Below are 18,760 nucleotides of genomic sequence, written 5' to 3' on the forward strand. Positions count from 1 at the left end.
GGCCCGGTTCACCCGCCGATCAGTACGGTCGGGCAGCCGGACACCACCGGCGAGCCGCAGCCCGCCAGGTCCCCGACGCGAGCGGCAGGCTGTCCGCCGATGAACACCGTCGTGCTGCCGGGCGGCGCGAGGACGGTCGGCGGATGGGCGGCGGGCGAGGCGCACTGGTGGGCGGTCCCGACGGTGGCGGCGGGCTTCCCGCCGATGAGCACGGACAGGACTCCGGGCGGCCCGACCGTGCCCGGGTGGCCCGTGGGGTCGCCCACCCGGGCGGCGGGGGCTGCTGGGGACATGCCGGTCTCCTCTCGTCGCCATCACGTTGACGTCGTGTCAGTTGAGCTTGACCATGGGGGCGTTGACGGTCACCGAGCCGCCGCTCCGGACCTCCGTGCGGCGACTGCCGTCGACCGTGACCTCACCGCCCCGCACCTCCACCGCACCTTGGGCGGCGATGCCGATCTTCCCGGTGCCGCCGTCCACGGACACCCCGCCGCGCGCCGACAACGTGACGCTCTCACCGGCCAGTTCGAGGGGGCCCCGCCCCGCGTCCAGGGCGACGCCGTCGGCCGCCCGGATGGAGACCCGCTCCTTGGCCTCGATCGTCACGCTGCCGTCGCTGCCGATGACGATGGCGGTGCCCCTGCGGTCGAGGTCGATCGTGAGCTTGCCGTCACCGGTGCGGAGCCGGACGCCCTGCGGGCCGTTCGCGGCGTCCAGCAGCTCCAGCCGGTTTCCGCTCTTCGACGCGAAGGCGCGGCGGTTCACCGCTCCGGTGGTGGGGTCGACGAGCGCCTCCCCGCCGTCTCCCGCGCCTCCCGGCGCGCCGGCGGCACCGGCGGAGCCCGGAGCGCCGGGCACACCGGTTACTGGGGCACCGGCAGCTCCGGGAGCCCCGGAGGGCCCGGCGGAAGCGCCCCCGCCCCCCGGCCTGTCCTGCCCGTTGTACAGACCCGCCAGGACGTACGGCCGGTCCAGGTGCCCGTGCTCGAAGCCGACCAGCACCTCGTCGCCCACCTCCGGGATGAACGCCTCACCGCCCCCCGTGCCGCCCGACTGCGCCGTGCGCGCCCAGTCGCTCGCGTACTCGTCGGACAGCCAGGGGAAGCGCACCTTGACCCGCCCCGACCCCTCCGGGTCCTGGGTGTCCGTCACCGTCCCGCTGACCAGCCCCGCGCACCGCGAACCGCCGCCCGGCGATCCGCCCGTCAGCCCGTAGAGCGACCGCTCCTGCTGCCCCGACACGGTGATCCAGGTCTCGTAACCGCGTACGGCGTCGAAGACGTGGCGCGAGGTCGTCACCGTGTACCGGCCCTCGAAGGGCGCGCCCACCGCGTTCAGCGCCACCGCACTGCCCGCCCGCACCTCCGGATTCCCCCGGATCACCGCCTCCAGCTCCGCGAACGACCCGGCGATCCGCTCCGCCAGCGCCTTCGCCGCCTGGTCGACCTGGGCCTGCGCCCCGTACGCCGCGTCGGTCACCACGAACCGGGCCTCTCCGAACGGGGCCGACACCTCCGCCGCCGTCACCCCCAGCTCCAGCGTCGGGGAGGCGCCCGCCGGGGCCCGGCCCACCAGCGGCTGCTTCGCCCCGACGTCCCAGCCGCGCACCTCCACCTCGGAGACCTGCTCGGCGGCCGACACCCCGGCCCGGCAGCGCAGCAGGTTGCTGCCCAGCTCCAGGACGAGCGGGTCGCGTTCGGCGCGCGCCGAGGAGTCGGGTGCGCCGCCCGCCTCCGCCGGCTTCGTGATGTGCAGCTGCCCGTCCCGTACGTACGCCTGCGCGCCCGCCTCCTCCGCGAGGCCGCGCACGAACTCCCAGTCGGTGATGTTGGGCTGGGCGATGTGCTCCAGCACCGGGCCGGCGATGTCGACCGGGCCCGGTTTCAGTCCCGCGCGCTGGGCGACCTGGCCGCAGACGTCGGCGAGGGTCATGTTCTGGTAGCTGGCCACCCGCCGCCCCCGGAACAGCCGGTGCGACTCGTCGAGCCCCCGGACGACGGTGAACGTGCCGGACTCGTCCAGCTCCACCTCCAGTGCGGTGACAACCCCCTCCAGCAACGGTTTCGGGGCCGCGCCGCCGCCCGCGCGGGCCAGCAGCCGGGCCTCGGTGCCGATCTTCAGCCCGGCCTGCTCCAGCAGCACCCGGTCGGGGTCCCGGAACCGCAGCAGGAACAGGTCGGGGAGCGTACGGCTGTCGTCGACATAGCCCTCGACCAGCGTGTTCACGAACTTCGCGGGCAGCGGCGCACCGCCGAACTCCACCGTCAACGCCGTGGAAACCCCCTGCTGCGCCATCAGCCCCGCCCCCGGCCGGCGTCCTGGACCCCGGCGTCCCGGCCCCGGGCCGCCGCACCCCTGCCCTGGTCCCTGAGCCGGGCCAGCTCGTCCAGGGCGGGCAGCAGGAGCTGGGTGCCCGGCGCGAGGCGCATCGGGTCGTCGATCCCGTTCGCCTCGGCGATCACCCGCCAGGCCCCCGGGTCGCCGTACTCCCGGTGGGCCAGCGAGGGCAGCGAGTCGCCCGAGCCGACGCGGTGGACGCGCCGGGCGGCCAGCGCGCCCGAGGTCGGGTTCTGGCCCGGCGTCTCCCCGCTGATCTCCTCCATCGTGACCTGGCAGACCGCCCGGATCGGCACGCCGGAGGTCGTGAACAGCGTGTATTTCGCGGCGACTTGGCTGACGTACCCGGGAAAGCCGGTCAGCCCGCCCCAGTGGAAGACGACCCACGGCGGGGACGACCGCTGCTGTTGCCGGGTCTCGTCCGTCGGCACGCAGCACGCGAAGAGCTGCTCCACCGAGGTGACGACCCGGGTGTCCTGGGTGTCACTGGCGTCGAAGAACATCTCCACGGTCAGCTTGCTGGGCCCCGAGCCCTGGTACTCCGGCGGCCCCGAACTCTTCGCCCCCTTCGCCGGACTCCGCTTCCAGGACGCCGCCTTGGTCAGGCTCAGCTCCTTGGGGTTGAACTGGAAGTCGATCCGCCCGCACGGCCCGCCCGGCGTCAGCCCGCCCCCGGTCGGCGGGGTCCGCAGCTCCAGGTAGGCGTGCTCCAGCTTGGGCCGCGCCGAACCGCCCTTCGCCGCCGAGGCCGCCCCCGACGTACCGGCCGCGCTGAACGCGATGGGACCCGCACCGCTCATCGCCCTCAGCCCTCCATCACATAGCCGTGGTGGGCGATCTCGATGGTCTCCATCGCGACCTTCGGCGACTCGGGCGTGAACCTCGGCCCGGTCCAGCGCACCGGCACCACCTCCAGCAGTCCCCACTGGGCGACCTTCTGGCCGTCCCCCGTACGCGCCTCGATATGGGCGGTCTTCCGGCTGAAGCCGGTGGTCATCGTGGCGAACCAGCGCGCGACCTTCTCCGTCTCCCGGGTGAGCGGCCGGGACAGCTTCACGTTGGAGTACTTCAGCCGGGTCGGCAGCTGCCACAGATGCCCGTTGTTGCCGCCCTCCTCGCGTGTTTCGAGGACCACCTCACAGCCGAGGCCCTCGCACGTGTTGAACGACCCGAGTTCGATGTCGTCGATCGTCACGACGAAGCAGACGCTGACGGCGGGGTCGCTGTCCTGGGCGGTGGCCATGACACGTACCTCTCAGTTGGGTCGGTGGAGCGGTCAGGCGGTCGTCTCGTCAGTCGGCGGGTGGCGGTCAGGCGGTCACGTCGGTCCACGGGTGGCGGTCAGGCGGGCGGTCGCGTCGGTCAGGGGGGCCACCGTTCTGGCGGCCGTGGGTCAGTGGCGGGTGTTGATGAGATGACCGGCGCGTTCGCGTTCCAGCCGGAGATCGTTCTTCAGGAGCCGGCTCAACGGGGCGTACAGGGCCCGGACCAGCTCGTCCGTGACGCCGGGGGACCGCGTGCCGTCGTTCGGGGCAGCCCCGGCATCTCCCGTCCCGGTTACGGAGCCGGCCTCGGCCTCCACGCCGTCCTCCGGTTCCGCCACGGGATCGGGGTCGGGCGGCGGCGGCTCCTCCACCGGCTCGGAGACCTCGGCGTCCCGCTGGACGACCGGCCGCGACGTCCCGGACGCCGGGGCGCCCCGGAAGACGACACTGCCGTCGGCCATCCGCTGCGCCACCCCGGCCGCCACCGCCACGGCACCGGCCGAGGGCAGACCACGCGCAGGTCCGGAGCCCGGCGCCGGCAGCGAAGGGGCCGCCGAGGCCGGCGCCGGAGGCCCGCCGGCCGACTGCCGCTGGAGGGGCGCGGAATGCGCGGAGGGCGCACCGGCGGGGGCGGTCGACGGGGACGCGGGCCCCACGGCGACACCGGGACCGGCCGTCGGCCCCCGGTCGGCCGTCCCGGTCCACCGGACCGGTACGCCCTCGGGGGCGTGGTGCGGCGCGTCCCCCGCGGCAGGCTGGGGGCGCGGCTCGACGGCACGCTGTACGTCGACGTTCCGAGGGATCAGGGGCCGATCGCCCAGGAGGGGCGCGAGGGGCCCGCTGCCGGCCGGGGCAGACGGGTCGGCGAGCGGGAGGGGGCCGGCCGACCGCTGGACGGAACCACGGGCGTCAGCGGTATCACCGACACCGCTGGCGCCACCGGCGCCAGCCGCATGGCCCGCTCCGCCCCCAGCGCCCACGGCAGCGGGCGCGTCGTCGGCTGCCGGGCCGTCGGGACGGCTCGGGAACACCTCCCCCACCAGCGGATCGTCACCGAGCAAGGGAGCGGTGGGCCGGTCCGCTTCCCCCGGCCCCAGGACATCCGAAGGGCCGGACGCCACCGGATCAGCAGGTGGCACCCGGCTCTCGTGGGCATCGGAGGCGGAGGCGGCCCGACGCTGAGCGGTCGGCGGCAGCCCGGGCAGGGGCGCCCCGAGCCCGGCCGCCCGCCGGGGCCGCTCGTCCGCCGGAGGCGTGGCAGCCCGCTGGACGCCCAAGCCGGAGCCCGGGGCGGACGACGGGTCCGGAGAGGAGGACGGGGCGGGCGGCGGGTCCGGAGAGGAGCCCGGGGCGGACGGCGGGTCCGGAGAGGAGGACGGGGCGGGCGGCGAGTCCGGAACAGCGGGCTCCGCCACGACGGGCCGCTCCCCCACCAGCCGCCGTACGGGCAGCCCCTCCCCGCCCCCGGGGCCGCTCTCCGGCCCGGCGGCGGACGTCATGGCCGGGCCCTCACCCCCGTACAGACGCTGTACGGGCACGGATACGGGCGCGGACACCAGCCCCGGCGAAGCCGGCCCGCGCACGGGTACGGCCCCGGGCCCGTCCACCCGGCCGAAGCGGGTGACCGGCCCCAGCTGCGGCATGTCCACGGACCGCTGAGCCGAGACCGGCGACTGCGCCGGAGACGGGGCGGATTCCGCGACACCGACCCCGCGCACGAGTCCGGCAGGAGCCTCAGGACTCACCAGATGCCCCAGCGGGGTCCCGAGCACGGTGTCCCTGCGGGTCGTGAGGGAAGCCTCGAACTCCCCCGGCCCCGCTGTCAGCCGCTGCCCGGAGACGACCCGCTGGAGCGGCTCCAGCCGGTTCACGTCGACCCGGTCGCCACGGTCGGCCACGGGCGCGGGGGCGGGCGCGTCGCCGGAGCGGGCGGCACCGCCGCGGCCGCCCCGCAGCCAGGACATCAACCCCATGAGCTCCTCGTCCTCCCGTGCACGGTGTGTCCCGCCCGGCCGTCGGCTAGTGCCCGTTGAGGCGGGCGGCCTGAGCGACGAACTTCAGACGTTCCGGATGTTCCAGGTCCAGCAGGTCGTCCAGCGGCCAGTGGAAGTGGTAGGCGAGGTACGCGACCTCCTCGTAGAGCAGGTCGGCCGCGTACGTCACGATTCCCCCAGGCGGCCACCGGCGAGATTCACCGCGAACTCCTCGTCGCAGGAAGGGCAGGTGACGGCGGCGCGGGTGTGGCCCTCGGCGTTGATCCGGCGGTAGAAGTCCTGGAGGAAGGCCAGATCGGAGGCGAACAGGTCCTCGATGACGCCGGGGTGGATGTCCTCGACGGTGCCGATGCGCGTCACGACCCGGGAGATGAGGACCACCGACAGATAGGCCGAGTTCTCCCGCACCCGGTCGTCCCGCAGGGGGACCAGTTCGTCGCGTGCGGTGGCGAGGCGCATCACGCCGGTGCGGTGGACCGCGCCCGACTCGTCGACGTAACCGCGGGGCAGCTCGAACCCGAACTCCGTCCGCAGCGGCTCCTGTCGCTGCGCGGAGCCGCCCCTGCCGCCGCCCGCGACCTGCTCCGCGCTCTGGAACTGGACCGAGCGGCGCATCAGTCGAGTTCCATGCTCTCGTAGGTGATCGCCAGTTTCTCGGTCAGCACCGAGGTGTCGCCGGCCTTGAGGGTGCCGATCTCCAGGGATTTCGGCCAGGCGTTGATGAGCTTGTACCGCTTGATCGGCAGGCCCTCGTAGTCGTAGACGATGACGGCGCCGTTGCGCCGGGCGTTCGTCATGCGGCCGAACCGCGAGTCCTTGATCCACCGCTCGAAGCTGTTGTCCTCCGTGAGCCCGCGCGTCACGGTGACCTCACCGGCCTTGGGGCGGCCGGGCAGCTTCTTGATGGCGTACTTGCCGTCGGCGGTGTTCTGCTTCAGCTCGATGACGTCCTGTTCCATCTTCAGACCGCTGACCTCGGTGATCTGCTTGATGATGACGCTGTCGAATTCGAGGCCGAAGGAATGCCCGACGGAACTGTCGAGATCGGGAAGTGGCACAGCAAACTCCTTACGCCGGGCTCGGGAACGGGCTGTCAGCGGTCGACGCGGGCACGGTGGGCGCTCATTCGTCGACACCGCCGCTGCCGCCGGTCAGCTGCGAGAGCCGGAACACCACGAACTCGGCCGGCTTGACGGGTGCGACCCCGATCTCGCAGATGACCTGGCCCGCGTCGATGCTCTCCGGCGGGTTCGTCTCGCGGTCGCACTTCACGTAGAACGCCTCCTCGGGGGTCAGCCCGAACAGCGACCCCTTGCGCCACTCGTTGACCAGGAACGCCGAGACGGTGCGCCGGACCCGGGCCCACAGGGCGTCGTCGTTCGGTTCGAAGACGACCCACTGCGTACCGGCGAGGATCGACTCCTCCAGGTAGTTGAAGAGTCGCCGGACGTTCAGATACCGCCAGGCCGGGTCGGACGCGAGGGTCCGTGCGCCCCATACCCGGATGCCCCGCCCCGGGAAGGCGCGGATGCAGTTCAGCCCGATGGGGTTGAGGAGGTCGTGCTCGCCCTTGGTGAGCTGCGTCGCCGGCGCGACGGCTCCACGGACGACCTCGTTCGCCGGGGCCTTGTGCACCCCGCGCGTGTCGTCGCTGCGCGCCCAGATCCCGGCGATGTGCCCGCTGGGCGGTACGAGGGCGGCGCGCCCGGACGCCGGGTCCGCGACGCTGATCCAGGGGTAGTAGAGCGTGGCGTACTTGGAGTCGAAGTTGGCCTGCCCCGTACGCCAGCCGCGCATCTGCTGCGGGGTGAGGCCGGGCGGCGGATCGAGGATCGCGACACGGTCCCCCATCAGCTCGCAGTGGGTGATCAGCCCCTGCTGGACCGCGAGCACCGACTCCAGGTCCAGCAGGCCGCGTTCGTACGCGCTCATCAGGTCGGGCACGGCGATCATGGTGACCTCGTCGACCGCTTCGAGGCCGCCGAGACCCGTACGGCGGTCGGCGTCCCCGACGTACACCTCGGGGGCCAGCGCACCGGAGCCGCCGGCGGCGGGGGCGGCCGGGGCGAGGGTCACCGTCTGCGGCGCGGGCGGGGCGGGGGCGGCACCGCGCCCCGACTCCCGTACCTCGATCAGCTCGGACTTCGCGTTGACGCGGGTCGCGACGTTGTCCTTGCTGCGCTTGGTGGTGACGGAGGGGTACGTCTCCACGACCTGTCCGTCGCGCTTCACCAGGAACCGGAAGACGTCGGCGGGCGGATCGTCGCCCTCCACCGGCGCGACCTCCACACTGATCTCGCCGCTCACCCCCGGCCGGGGGCGCACGGCGTAGGGCCCGACCCGGGCCTCGGCGCCGACGGGCAGCTCCCCGGCCTCGCCGTTGGCGTCCTCTCCCCGCTCGCCGTCCTCCGCGTCCGCCGTGCCGTCCGCGACCCGCACGATGTAGCAGACACCGCCGCCGTTGGAGAAGAAGCCGTAGACGGCGGACGCGAGGTAGGCGCCGTCGACGAAGTCGCCGAACGCGGCGACGAACTGGCTCCAGTTCGTGATCAGCGTCGGCTCGTCGAAGGGGCCCTTCTGGGCGAAGCCGACGAAGGCGGCGACCGAGGTGCCCACCCCTTCGATCGGCCGGGATCCGGACTCGACCTCTTCGACGTAGACGCCGGGGGACAGGTACGACGGCATAAGGGCCTCTCCTCGACACACTCCTGAACACACTGCTCGACCGGGTGACGCGGGCCATTCTCGCCACCGCGGCGATCACCGGGAACGGACGGTCGGCCGCCCTGCCGCGCATCGAGGGCTGCCCGATGAGGCAACCCGACCGCGCCTCCGGTGTCGCCCCGCCCTGCCCCGTACGAGGGACCGCCCGCGCTCCGTACGCCCCCGGGGCCGCCCGGCACAGTGGCAGCCACCACACGCATGCACCACACCCGGGCGGCCCCTGGCCGGCGGGAGCGGGAGGGGCGGGGAGGGCGGATGAGGGCGGTTCCGGAGAAGCCTTCCGTCACGCCGGCCCGTCATGACGCGGTACGCGCGCCCGCCCTCGACACCGTGCAGGCCCCGGTCCTGGACACCGGTCACGCCGCGGACCACGGCACGGCACGCGCTCCGACCCACGGCACGGCACACGCTCCGGACCACGACTCCTCCGCGGTCGCCCCGGACCACGACGTCTCCGCGGTCGCTCCGGACCTCCGGATCTCCCGCTCGGCAGCACCGCGAACGGAGCGGGCGACCACCGCCCCGCCCCCCGACCGCCGCTCCATCCAGCGGTTGCAGCGCATGGCCGGGAACGGGGCGGTGTCCCGGCTGGTCGCCCAGCGGTACACCGCCCCGGTGAAGCCGTCCCCCGGGCAGTCGCCGCGCTTCCGCAGCGTGAAGGCCGACGTGGCGGCGAAGAAGACCCGGCTCGCCGCGCACGCCCCGGCGGCGAGTGAGTCGAAGGCGTCGCAGGACGCGGCGGTGGCGCCCCCGGACGACAAGGAGGCACAGGGCAAGGCGGCGAACGCCGAGAAGATGAACGCGGCGAAGCCCGGGGAGTTCGACAAGAAGGCGTTCATCGACGCGGTGAACCAGGCGATCGACGCCCAGGCGCCCAAGAACCTCGACGAGGCGGACAAGTTCGCCGAGTCCGGCAAGGCGGAGCAGGTCAAGGCGGAGGTCGACGGGAAGGTCGGCGACGGCAAGGAAGCCTCGGCCGAGGACATCGACACGGCCACGAAGGCCCCGCCCGACACCTCCGCCGCCAAGGACAAGAAGGTCACCCCGCTCACCCCGGACCAGGCCCCGGGCAACCCGGGCGCGCCGTCCGCCACGGACGCGGTCCCCGAGAAGCAGCCCGCGGCCGTCACGGACTTCTCCGAGGGGCCGGCGCAGAACGACAAGGCGATGGCGGACGCCGACGTCACCGAGGAGCAACTGGCCAAGGGCAACGAGCCGGAGTTCACGGAGGCGCTGTCGGCGAAGAAGACCTCCGAGGCCGACGCGGCGAAGGCCCCGGCGAAAGGGAAGACGGCGGAGAACCAGGAGCTTTCCACCGCCAAGGAGAACGCGGCGGCCTCCGGAGCCCAGGCGATGGCGGGACTCACGGCGACCCGGGCCACCGCCGGGAAACAGGTGGACGGCGGCAAGAACGACACGAAGTCGAAGGACGAGAAGAAGCGCGCCGAGGTCACGGCGAAGCTGCAAAAGGTCTACGACGGCACGAAGAAGGACGTCGAGGACACCCTGTCCGGCCTGGACAAGAAGGTCGACACCGCGTTCACGTCGGGTGAGAAGGCGGCCAGGGACGCGTTCACGGCCGACCACAAGAGCCGGATGAAGAAGTACAAGGACAAGCGGTACTCGGGGCTCAGAGGAAAGGGCCGCTGGATCAAGGACAAGTTCGCCGGCCTGCCGAAGGAGGCGAACGACCTCTATCAGGAGTCCCGCAAGCTCTACGTCTCCCGGATGCAGGCGGTCGTCTCCTCGGTGGCCGACATCATCGGCGCCGAGCTGGGCAAGGCCAAGGCCCGAATCGCGAAGGGCCGCGCGGAATTGAAGGCGGCGGTCGACAGACTCCCCGCCGACCTGAAGCAGTTCGGCGAGGAGGCGGCGAAGGACTTCGCGGGCAAGTTCGACGACCTGGAAGCCACAGTCGACGAGAAGTCGGAACAACTGGTCCAGGACCTGGCCCAGAAGTACACGGCCGCCCTGAACAAGATCGACGAGGAGATCAAGAAGCTCCAGGAGGCCAACAAGGGCCTGATCGACAAAGCGAAGGACGCCATCGTCGGCGCCATCAAGACGATCAACGAGCTGAAGAACCTGCTCCTCGGCATCCTCGCCAAGGCCGCCTCCGCGATCATGAAGATCATCAAGGACCCGATCGGCTTCCTGGGCAACCTGGTACGAGCGGTCGGCGCGGGCCTGAACCTGTTCATCACGAACATCGCCGACCACCTGAAGACCGGCGTCGTCTCCTGGCTGCTCGGTACGGCGGTGAAGGCCGGCCTGGACCTCCCGGCCAGGTTCGACCTCAAGGGAATCATCCAGCTCATCGGCTCGATGCTGGGCCTGACCTGGGACAACATCCGCACCCGCATCACCCGCAAGGGCGTCCCCGATGAGGCGATGTCGGCGGTGGAGACCTCGGTCCCGGTGGCGAAGAACCTCGCCGCCGAGGGCCCCGCCGGCGCGGTCAAGGAGATCCAGGCGGAAGCGGGCGACCTCAAGGCCACCATCCTCGGCAAGCTGACGACCTACCTGGTCCCCACGGTCCTCATCGCGGGCATCACCTGGATCATCTCCCTGCTCAACCCCGCCTCCGCGTTCGTCCGCGCGGTCAAGGGAATCATCGACATCGTCACGTTCATCGTGACCCAGGGCGCCCAGATCGCGGACTTCGTCAACGCGGTCCTGGACGCGGTCATCGCCATCGCCAACGGCGGCCAGGCCGGCGTCCCCAAGCTCATCGAAGCCGCCCTCGCCACGAGCGTCCCCCTCCTGATCGGGTTCCTCGCCGCCCTGCTGGGCATCGGCGGCCTGGCCAACAAGGTCAAGTCGGTCTTCCAGTCGGTGTCACGACCGGTCACCCGAGCGATCGACAAGATCGTCGCCTTCATCGCGAAGAAGGGCAGGGCGCTGTGGGCGAAGCGCAAGGGTAAGTCCGATCCGAAGAACAGGAAGGGGAAAGACACCGAAAAGAGTCAGGACGTCAAGCGCAAGGCCCACGAGATGCTATCCGCACCCACGGCCGAACCGTTGAAGGACAAGGAGTCGTTGAACGGCATCATTGCCGATGTCCTCGGTAGTTTACGCCCCCAGGGATTGAAAGAACTGTACGCCAGACCGCACAAGAACAACCGATACGAGATAGTTGCGGTGGCAAGCCCTGGAAGCGTGGTCGGCGTGGCCGCCCTGAATACGGCAGAAAAGAAGGATGTCATTCGCGCGGCAATGAACTCGGCAGGGACAATCGAATTCCTGAAGAAGATGGCCGACAATAAATCCGTCTCTGTCGAGGTGGACGGCACAAAATATACCGTCGATATGGCCTTCTTTGAGGGGGCTTGGTCGGACAAGGAGGTGCAGCGCGCAGTCAGCAATAAATTCCGTCGAGCCGTTGACGGGAATCATGAATGGCTCCCCTCCAAGCACATCCTGGCCGTCACCAAGCGAGCCAGGGACTATACCGACGGCGCCAAGTGGATCGATGTTCAGCACAAGCTGAGGAGCGAAACCCAACGTCTCGTCTTCTTCCCCTCGAAGTCTGCGCGAGAGACAAAGGAGAACGGAAGCAAGTACAGCGTCCCCCAAGGGCATGTCGGCGCCGTGTATTTCACCGGAGTTATTGGTGCACGGACTTACACGAACGGGCCGATGGTTCAACACGGGGGCTCGAACGGAAAATTTCACAGGGAGCTCAACTCTGCCTTCACGAGCAGCGGATCGGTAAACGACGCCGTGCAGGGCCTGCGGAGCGTAATGACAGATTGGATATGGGATGGAAACTCCCCCTTCCCGCATCCGATCCATCCCTCGTCTGTGGACAAAGACAATGAGGCCGTGACATCCATTGGGCAACAGGCTCACCACATTGAAGTGGTGAAAAATTTCGACGAATGGGACAAGTGAGAGGCGAGGTGTTCAATGGTGCAGCACACACGTGGTGGCGCCAGTGCGGCAGCATCCTGGGTGTGGAATGCCGATCTGTCTCAGGATCACAAGCGGAACTACTCTAGGTTCATCGAACGGTTCCCCTTGTCCACCTTCACCAGAGATACCGAAGATTCCCTGGACGCCACCGAGTCCAACGACGGTGTGGCGCTGCCACCGCATCTCCGGCGACTCCGGTCTGCGCTCGCTTTCGTTCACCCTCCACTACTGGTGCAGTTCGACTCCTACGACTACAACATCGAAATGTCCGAAGTGGAAGTAGAAATCTGGTACGCCCTTGGTCTCGGCCAAGCCGGCGACGAAACACGGGCAGCCTTCCTGGAACATGCGCATGGATACGTAGTGGGGGGGTGGCACGGATCGGACGACTCCTACCTGATGGTCGACATCCGGAACATGGACGACGAACGCATCTTCGAATGCGGAGGAGACGACCTGGCGTATGCCGTGGAAGATGGCTCTCCCGTGAAGAAAATCGTCAAACCGGCCTTCGCCTCCTACTCAAGCATGCTTTCCCATATCGTGGCGATGAGGACGTGGCAGGGGGAGATCACTCGGGCTCGCTGAACCCGACGGCCAGATGGCCGCCCAGGACCATAATCACGAGGTCACGGAACTCGGTGAAGCGTCCCCCGCACCATCGCCGGGTACGCCGCCGTCACCGCGATCGAGCGGATGTTGCCGCCCTGTCGTCGCGGATACCCCGGTCGCCCCAAGGGGCCATGATCATGTCCGCGCAGCGCGCGAGGGTACGAGGCCGCGATGAGCGAAGGCCAGGCTCACGTGCCGGAAGGCGCGTACCCCTCTCTCTACTACAAGAGATATTAGAATGGGTCCATGAGCGACGACGTGACCTACAGAGCCGGCGAAGGTCCCACCGCCAACGTCTCCGTCAGCCTGCACGCCGGCAACATCGCCGCCGTCCGCGCGCGCGTCGGGAAGCGCGGGTTCTCCGCCTACGTGGACGCCGCCGTGCAGCGCCAGATCGAGCGTGACAACCTCGCGGAGTTGACCGCCGCCCACGAGGCGGAGCACGGTGACTTCAGTCAGGCGGAGATCGACGCCGCCCGTGCCCTGCTGCGCGGAGACGCCGAGGGCGGCGTGGGGAGCGCGGCTTGATGAACCGGCCGGGCACCCTCGTCCTGGACAGTGAAGGGCTGTCGAAGGTGGTCGCCGACGACCGCCGCGTCATGGCCCTGGTGCGCGGGGCCGAACAGGAGGACATGCGGGTCGTGACCAGCATCCTCACCCTCATCGAGGCACACCATGCGCGGGTGAACTCAGCCCGCTTCAACTGGTCGGTCTCCCGGCTGCACGTGGAGCCGGTCACCGAGGAGATCGGGCGGACGGCGATGGCGCTGCTCGTCGACGCGGGTCTGCACGGGCACAAGTACGCCATCGACTCCGTGGTCGCCGCCACCGCGCTACACGCTCCGAAGCCGGCCGTGATCCTGACATCCGATCCCGAGGACCTGACCAAGCTCTGCGGCAACCGCGTGCGGATCGTCAAGGTCTGAACCCCGCTCGCGGCCGCGCCCGCTGACTGGTTCCCGCCTCTCAGGTCACCAGCCCCAGATAGGGCCCGAACTCCGAAGCCAGCGTCAGCCGCCCCAGCTTCTGGTACTCCCGTTGGATCGCGTGGATCACCGTCTCCATCGTCACCGCCCCTCCCGCATCCGCCGCCAGGTACGCCGCCGTCACCGCGATCGAGCGGATGTTGCCGCCCGCCAGCTCGAAGTTCTCGGCGCAGAAGGGCAGGTCCAGGTCCGTTCCCCGGGGGAGCGTCGGGCCCAGGCAGCGGTCCCAGAGGAGCAGGCGTTGTTCGGGGTCCGGGACCGGGAAGTCGATGACCAGGTCCAGGCGGCGGGTGAAGGCGTCGTCCAGGTTGGCGCGCAGGTTGGTGGCGAGGATGGCCAGGCCGTCGAAGGACTCCATGCGTTGCAGGAGGTAGGCGCTCTCCACGTTGGCGTAGCGGTCGTGCGCGTCCTTCACGTCGGAGCGTTTGCCGAAGATCGCGTCCGCCTCGTCGAAGAGGAGCACGCCGTTCACGCCCGCCGCCTCCGTGAAGATCCGTTCCAGGTTCTTCTCCGTCTCGCCCACGTACTTGTCGATCACCGTCGCCAGGTCGACCGTGTACAGGTCCAGCCCCAGGTCGGCTGCGATCACCTCCGCCGACATCGTCTTGCCCGTACCGGAGTCGCCCGCGAACAGCGCCGAGACTCCCCGGCCCCTGCCCCCGCCCGGCCTCATCCCCCACTCCCCCAGCACCCGGTCACGGTGCCGGGCGCGGGCCGTGAGTTCGCGGAGCTGGGTGTGGGTGTCGGGCGGGAGGACCAGGTCGCCCCAGGTCACCGTGGGTTCGATGCGGCGGGCCAGGCGATCCAGGCCCGCCGCGTTCTGGGCGCGGGCTCCTCGCCGTACGTGGTCCGCAGTCAGCTCGCCGCCCGCCAGACGGGCCGCCTGCGCGGCGGAGCGGGCGGCTCCGGTGATCTGTTCCGGGGTGAGGAGGAAGGGGGCCAGCAGCTGGTCCGGGGCGATGGCGGCCGGGAGCGGCGCGTCCTCCCGGAGCCGGTACGCGTCCCGCCACAGCGCACCCCTCGCCGACGGCTCCACCCGGGGCGCGTGCAGCAGCAGGGGCGGGGCGACCGACCAGGACGCGTCCCAGGGGGCCCGGCCCACCAGGACCGTCGGGACCGGGGTGGCCGTGAGGAGCCGGAGCAGCCCCGGGCGCTCCCGGGACACCGCGTCCAGCGGCGCGCAGACCAGGCCCGCCCCGGTCAGGCGCGCCTCCCGGACCAGGGCGCGTACCGCCTCGGCGGGGGACGGGTCCTCCGCCAGCCGGGCAAGGTCCAGGCCCAGGACCTCCCGGCCCGCCCGCGTCAGCGCCGACGCGGCCAGCGCCGTGCCCGCGCCGCCCTGGTCCTCGCTCAGGTAGGCCAGCGCGGCACCGTCGGCGAGGACTCCGGCGAGCGGGGCCGGGTCGCCCACTCCAGGCACGGCCTGCCACGGGGCCAGCAGGTCCGCCAGCCGCGGGTCCGGGGAGTCGTCGCCCAGCAGGTGCGCGGCCACCCGGTCCGGCACACGCAGCGCACGGCTCAGGAATGGGCGGTTCAGGTCTTCCGCCAGGAGCAGTCCGCCGGCCCGGAGCGGCGCCCCCGCGGCCAGCCGGGCACGGGCCGCGGGGTCGGAGAGGGCCACGCCGCACAGGCCCAGGGCCAGCCCGATGGACGGGCGGCGACGGGAGACGTCGTCGTTCAGGTAGCCGTAGAAAGCCTCGAAGCGGTCGTCCAGATCCGGTACGAGCGCGATGAGCAGGATCTCCGTGTCGAGCGCGGTGAGGCCGAACTCCCGGGCGAGGCTGGCCAGTCGGGATTCCGCCGCCTCCTCGTCCGGGGGTCCGTCGAGCGCGCCCGGGGCCGGGGGGCCCTCCCGTGCGGGAAACCCCCTCGCCGCCTCCTCGTCCAGCAGCCGCGCGATGGTCTCGTCCGTCAGATACAGCCCCCGGAAGTCGTCGTCGGGGTCCGGATCGGCGCTCCGCCGCAGCTCCACCGCGTGCCGGATGCGCCGTTCCACGGCCGCCGCCCGGGCGAGCAGATGGCGGAGGTCCGGGCCGACGGCGTCCCGCGCCGTCATACGTCCCCGCCCTCGGGCGGCATGCCTCGCCGCTCCGTGATCCGTAGGGACACCGCACGCACCCGTTCACGGCCCGGGGCCCGGGCCGGCTCCCGGGCCGGCCGCCCAGGGTGCGACCCGTACACCGGCAGACCCGGCCTGCCCGGCTGCGCCTCCGTCGCGCCCTCTCTTCCGCCCGCGTCCTCCCCGGGCGCCGGTACGTCGCCGAACTGCGCCCGCAGCCCCTCGTCACCCACCGGCGGGCCGGCCTCGTAGACCGGCGAGGCCGTCACCGGAACACTGATCACCAGGTCCAGCGAGGGCTTCAGCTCGCCCCCGAGCGCGCTCCACACATCGGCGAACGACCGGTCCTCCGGCGGCGGCAGCGCGATCGACATCGGTACGGCGGCCCCGACCTCGGCCAGCGAGCCCGCCAGCCGCTCCGGCGGCAGCGCCTCGTACCGCAGCAGGCAGGCCAGCAGCGAGGAGAGCAGGCGGTGTTCGTCCTCCGGACGCTTCGTCCACGCCGTGATCAGGTACGACAGCTTGAAGAAGCGCGGCGGGCGGCGCCGCGCGACGATCGCCCCGCGCTCGTCGTACTCGTTGTGCAGGCCGCGCTCCCGACGCCGCATGTCCTCGCGGATGTCGTAGAGGTAGAGATTGACCATCGGGGCGTTGACCTTGGCCGCCCATTCCCGGGTCGGGGCGTCGAAGACCACCGCGATCTGGCGGCCCTCCAGCACCTCGGCCCGGATCAGGGCCCGCAGGACGTCGTCCACCTCGTGGATCATCCGATGACCGCCTTCGACGCGCGGGGGACACTCATGACCGCACAGCCGGCCGCACTCATGACCGGCCCGCGAAGTCCGGGGGCTGGAGGTTGTGCTGGACGACCAGGACCGGTTCGCGGAGGCGGGGGAGGTCCCGGGCCTCCGCCCGCAGGAGGCGCGGGCCCAGCGTGTCCTTGCGCAGGACCAGAACCTGCACCTCGAAGGTGCCGTCGCGCCCGACGCGTACGCCCGACCGGTCGGCGGTGATGCCGATGTTCCACGTGAAACGTACGGTCTCGCCCGGCGGATAGTCCTTGCCCCGCGCCAGCACCGGCTGCCCCGGTTTCACGACCTGCGGAGTGACCGTCAGCGACGGCTTCAGGACCCTCAGCCGGTCCGTGTCCCGGTTGTTCGCGGCGCGCCGGTCGGGCAGCGTGCCGCGCACAGTGGCCCGCACGTCACCGGTGACCGCCGCCCGGTAGATCGCCCTCTGCGTCACCTCGACCCGGCCCCCGGCGGGGACCGTGCAGGGCCGCGCCGCCGTGCACCTGCTCAGGGCCGGGAGGCTCCGGTCCTTCGCCTCCTTCGTCCCCGGCCACGAGGTCCCGATGACCACGCCGGTCGCCGTGTCCGGCCCCGCGTTGGTGATCGTGAACCGGGCGGCGGCGGGCCGGCCCACGTACGTACGGTCCGGGCTGACATCGGCCCGTACGGCAAGGTCCGAGACCGGAGGCGGAGGCGGGGGCGGCGGAGCGGGCGGGTCCGGCGGGACGACGGGTTCCAGGACCTCGAACCGGGCCGTGTCCGCCCCCGTGTTGCCCGCCGAGTCCGTGGCGGAACAGGTGACCGTCGTCGTTCCGACCGGGAAGAGCGATCCGGACGGCGGGGTACAGGTCACCGGCAGCGCCCCGTCCTGCGGGTCGGTCGCCGTGGCCGTGTAGTCGATGGATACGCCGTCGTCGTCCCGAGCCCTGGCCGTACGGTCGTCCACGGTGACGACCGGGGCGTCGACGTCGTTCACGGCGATGCTGATCCGCTGCTGGAAGTCCGGATCGGGCACCGCGGCCGGTCCGACCGTGTCCGTCCCCGGGACCTGGGTACCGAGCAGGAACTGCACGGTGCAGGTCAGCGTCGCGCCCTGCGGAGCGTCCTCCGACACATCGACGGTCTCCGCGAAGTGCGCGGTCCCGCCGCTGGTCAGCTGCCGGGTGGGCGGATCGAGGGCGACGGTCAGATGCGGGTCGCAGGCGTCGAGGCGGTAGCCGACAGAGGTGGGGAGGTTGTCGAAGCCGTCGACGATCGCCTCGGCGACCCGGTCCCCGTCGATGCCTTCGAGCAGCCGGCCGCCGGTGGCCTCGATGATGCGGGTGGCCTGGCCCGGCGTGGTGGGCGGGTCCTCGACGTAGTCCGGGTTTCCGGCGTCGCCGTTGCCGTTGAGGCCGTCGCCGATCGTGCTCTCGACATCGACGCCGATCACCCGGACGCCCTTGTCCTGGAGCGCGAAGATCGTGTCGTCGATGGTGTGGCCGTTGCTGGGCGAGTGGCTGGAGGCGTCACTCACCAGCACGACGACCGGGCTCGCGCCGTCGCGGAACACCGTCGTGCCGCCCGCCCCGTCGGCGATCTGCCACAGCCCGTTGATCCAGTCCTCCGAAGGGCCCCGGCTGTCACCACCGAGGTCTGTCCTGAGGAGGTCGACGCCGTCCTGCACCTTCTCCAAGTCGTCCGTCAGCGCCGTCAGTACGGCGAATCCCGCGTCGACGTCGCCCTCCTGATCACCGAACGTGGCGACCGCGAACCGCGAATCCGGCTGCTCCGCGAGGATCTTGTCGGTGATGTCGGGCAGGTTCTCCCGGACGCTGTCGATCGGGTCGGCCATGCTCGCCGTCCCGTCCACCAGCAGCACCACATCCGGCCGGGGCGGGATCGCCGGGGTCCGCACCTGCTTGTCCACCCCTGTCGAACCGCCCGGATCGAGTGCCTCCTCCAGCGTCGCCGGGGTGACCCACGGCTCCGGCGGGGCGGGCACGGCGGACGCCACGCCGCTCGCCCCCGAGGCGGGGACCAGGCCGGCGGCCAGCAGCAGGACGAGTCCGGCCACTCGCCTTCGCGGTCCCGTCCC

At 71.4% G+C, this 18,760-nt stretch carries 16 protein-coding genes; 4 read left to right on the top strand and 12 right to left on the bottom strand.

Going from position 1 to position 18,760, the window contains the following annotated elements:
- Nucleotides 1-8: 8 nt before the first annotated feature.
- The 9 genes from ACIQMU_RS25625 to ACIQMU_RS25665 all read right to left on the bottom strand — a co-directional run bounded on the left by ACIQMU_RS25625 (nt 9) and on the right by ACIQMU_RS25665 (nt 8,281).
- Nucleotides 9-293 (bottom strand): PAAR domain-containing protein, encoded by a 285-nt coding sequence (locus tag ACIQMU_RS25625; protein ID WP_352243788.1) that lies wholly within the window; start codon nt 291-293, stop codon nt 9-11.
- Between the two features lie 37 nt (nt 294-330).
- Nucleotides 331-2,295: a VgrG-related protein gene (locus ACIQMU_RS25630; RefSeq protein WP_402689774.1), complete on the bottom strand. Its 1,965-nt coding sequence runs from the start codon at nt 2,293-2,295 to the stop codon at nt 331-333.
- Nucleotides 2,295-3,137, bottom strand: coding sequence for a LysM peptidoglycan-binding domain-containing protein (locus tag ACIQMU_RS25635; RefSeq protein ID WP_352243790.1), 843 nt, complete (start codon nt 3,135-3,137; stop codon nt 2,295-2,297). The genes ACIQMU_RS25630 and ACIQMU_RS25635 overlap by 1 nt, the downstream gene beginning before the upstream one ends.
- 5 nt (nt 3,138-3,142) lie before the next feature.
- Complete coding sequence (locus ACIQMU_RS25640; RefSeq protein ID WP_097868117.1) at nt 3,143-3,580, bottom strand: phage tail protein; 438 nt, start codon at nt 3,578-3,580, stop codon at nt 3,143-3,145.
- A gap of 150 nt (nt 3,581-3,730) precedes the next feature.
- Nucleotides 3,731-5,575, bottom strand: a complete 1,845-nt coding sequence (locus ACIQMU_RS25645) for a hypothetical protein (RefSeq protein ID WP_402689775.1) — start codon at nt 5,573-5,575, stop codon at nt 3,731-3,733.
- Nucleotides 5,576-5,621: 46 nt separating this feature from the next.
- Nucleotides 5,622-5,765 carry a DUF6760 family protein gene (locus ACIQMU_RS25650; RefSeq protein WP_352243792.1) on the bottom strand — a complete coding sequence of 48 codons (144 nt, stop codon included), beginning with the start codon at nt 5,763-5,765 and terminating at the stop codon, nt 5,622-5,624.
- The gene (locus ACIQMU_RS25655) at nt 5,762-6,211 is read right to left on the bottom strand and encodes a hypothetical protein (RefSeq protein ID WP_402689776.1); all 450 of its coding nucleotides are present in this window, start codon (nt 6,209-6,211) and stop codon (nt 5,762-5,764) included. The genes ACIQMU_RS25650 and ACIQMU_RS25655 overlap by 4 nt, the downstream gene beginning before the upstream one ends.
- Nucleotides 6,211-6,654: a phage tail protein gene (locus ACIQMU_RS25660; protein WP_018488498.1), complete on the bottom strand. Its 444-nt coding sequence runs from the start codon at nt 6,652-6,654 to the stop codon at nt 6,211-6,213. The genes ACIQMU_RS25655 and ACIQMU_RS25660 overlap by 1 nt, the downstream gene beginning before the upstream one ends.
- Nucleotides 6,655-6,718: 64 nt before the next feature.
- Nucleotides 6,719-8,281: a phage tail sheath subtilisin-like domain-containing protein gene (locus ACIQMU_RS25665; protein WP_352243794.1), complete on the bottom strand. Its 1,563-nt coding sequence runs from the start codon at nt 8,279-8,281 to the stop codon at nt 6,719-6,721.
- 294 nt (nt 8,282-8,575) lie between these two features.
- On the opposite strand from ACIQMU_RS25665, the gene ACIQMU_RS25670 reads away from it, so the two are divergent.
- The 4 genes from ACIQMU_RS25670 to ACIQMU_RS25685 all read left to right on the top strand — a co-directional run bounded on the left by ACIQMU_RS25670 (nt 8,576) and on the right by ACIQMU_RS25685 (nt 13,773).
- The gene (locus tag ACIQMU_RS25670) at nt 8,576-12,214 is read left to right on the top strand and encodes a hypothetical protein (RefSeq protein ID WP_402689777.1); all 3,639 of its coding nucleotides are present in this window, start codon (nt 8,576-8,578) and stop codon (nt 12,212-12,214) included.
- A 15-nt stretch (nt 12,215-12,229) separates the two neighbouring features.
- Nucleotides 12,230-12,823, top strand: coding sequence for a hypothetical protein (locus ACIQMU_RS25675; RefSeq protein WP_352243796.1), 594 nt, complete (start codon nt 12,230-12,232; stop codon nt 12,821-12,823).
- Between the two features lie 270 nt (nt 12,824-13,093).
- On the top strand, nt 13,094-13,375 hold the full coding sequence (locus ACIQMU_RS25680; RefSeq protein WP_352243797.1) for a hypothetical protein: 282 nt from the start codon (nt 13,094-13,096) through the stop codon (nt 13,373-13,375).
- Nucleotides 13,375-13,773, top strand: coding sequence for a DNA-binding protein (locus ACIQMU_RS25685; protein WP_352243798.1), 399 nt, complete (start codon nt 13,375-13,377; stop codon nt 13,771-13,773). The genes ACIQMU_RS25680 and ACIQMU_RS25685 overlap by 1 nt, the downstream gene beginning before the upstream one ends.
- A 40-nt stretch (nt 13,774-13,813) precedes the next feature.
- Here the strand turns inward: ACIQMU_RS25685 and ACIQMU_RS25690 are convergent, their stop codons facing one another.
- From ACIQMU_RS25690 to ACIQMU_RS25700, 3 genes are read right to left on the bottom strand one after another with little or no spacing between them, the layout of a single operon-like run.
- A complete protein-coding gene (locus ACIQMU_RS25690; protein ID WP_402689778.1) occupies nt 13,814-15,889 on the bottom strand; it encodes an AAA family ATPase in 2,076 nt (691 codons plus the stop codon).
- Nucleotides 15,886-16,659 (bottom strand): DUF4255 domain-containing protein, encoded by a 774-nt coding sequence (locus tag ACIQMU_RS25695; RefSeq protein ID WP_402689779.1) that lies wholly within the window; start codon nt 16,657-16,659, stop codon nt 15,886-15,888. The genes ACIQMU_RS25690 and ACIQMU_RS25695 overlap by 4 nt, the downstream gene beginning before the upstream one ends.
- A gap of 55 nt (nt 16,660-16,714) precedes the next feature.
- Entirely contained in the window at nt 16,715-18,739 is a 2,025-nt protein-coding gene (locus ACIQMU_RS25700) for a VWA domain-containing protein (protein ID WP_402689780.1), read from the bottom strand.
- Nucleotides 18,740-18,760: the final 21 nt, after the last annotated feature.

The organism is Streptomyces sp. NPDC091649 (assembly GCF_044756785.1).
GTDB lineage: Bacteria > Actinomycetota > Actinomycetes > Streptomycetales > Streptomycetaceae > Streptomyces.

Excerpts from the sequence above, each read along its gene's own strand:
- ACIQMU_RS25665 (WP_352243794.1), bottom strand. The coding sequence starts at position 8,281 with ATGCCGTCGTACCTGTCCCCCGGCGTCTACGTCGAAGAGGTCGAGTCC.
- ACIQMU_RS25690 (WP_402689778.1), bottom strand. The coding sequence starts at position 15,889 with ATGACGGCGCGGGACGCCGTCGGCCCGGACCTCCGCCATCTGCTCGCC.
- ACIQMU_RS25655 (WP_402689776.1), bottom strand. The coding sequence starts at position 6,211 with ATGCGCCGCTCGGTCCAGTTCCAGAGCGCGGAGCAGGTCGCGGGCGGC.
- ACIQMU_RS25625 (WP_352243788.1), bottom strand. The coding sequence starts at position 293 with ATGTCCCCAGCAGCCCCCGCCGCCCGGGTGGGCGACCCCACGGGCCAC.
- ACIQMU_RS25640 (WP_097868117.1), bottom strand. The coding sequence starts at position 3,580 with ATGGCCACCGCCCAGGACAGCGACCCCGCCGTCAGCGTCTGCTTCGTC.
- ACIQMU_RS25635 (WP_352243790.1), bottom strand. The coding sequence starts at position 3,137 with ATGAGCGGTGCGGGTCCCATCGCGTTCAGCGCGGCCGGTACGTCGGGG.
- ACIQMU_RS25645 (WP_402689775.1), bottom strand. The coding sequence starts at position 5,575 with ATGGGGTTGATGTCCTGGCTGCGGGGCGGCCGCGGCGGTGCCGCCCGC.
- ACIQMU_RS25670 (WP_402689777.1), top strand. The coding sequence starts at position 8,576 with ATGAGGGCGGTTCCGGAGAAGCCTTCCGTCACGCCGGCCCGTCATGAC.
- ACIQMU_RS25695 (WP_402689779.1), bottom strand. The coding sequence starts at position 16,659 with ATGATCCACGAGGTGGACGACGTCCTGCGGGCCCTGATCCGGGCCGAG.
- ACIQMU_RS25685 (WP_352243798.1), top strand. The coding sequence starts at position 13,375 with ATGAACCGGCCGGGCACCCTCGTCCTGGACAGTGAAGGGCTGTCGAAG.
- ACIQMU_RS25630 (WP_402689774.1), bottom strand. The coding sequence starts at position 2,295 with ATGGCGCAGCAGGGGGTTTCCACGGCGTTGACGGTGGAGTTCGGCGGT.
- ACIQMU_RS25680 (WP_352243797.1), top strand. The coding sequence starts at position 13,094 with ATGAGCGACGACGTGACCTACAGAGCCGGCGAAGGTCCCACCGCCAAC.
- ACIQMU_RS25675 (WP_352243796.1), top strand. The coding sequence starts at position 12,230 with ATGGTGCAGCACACACGTGGTGGCGCCAGTGCGGCAGCATCCTGGGTG.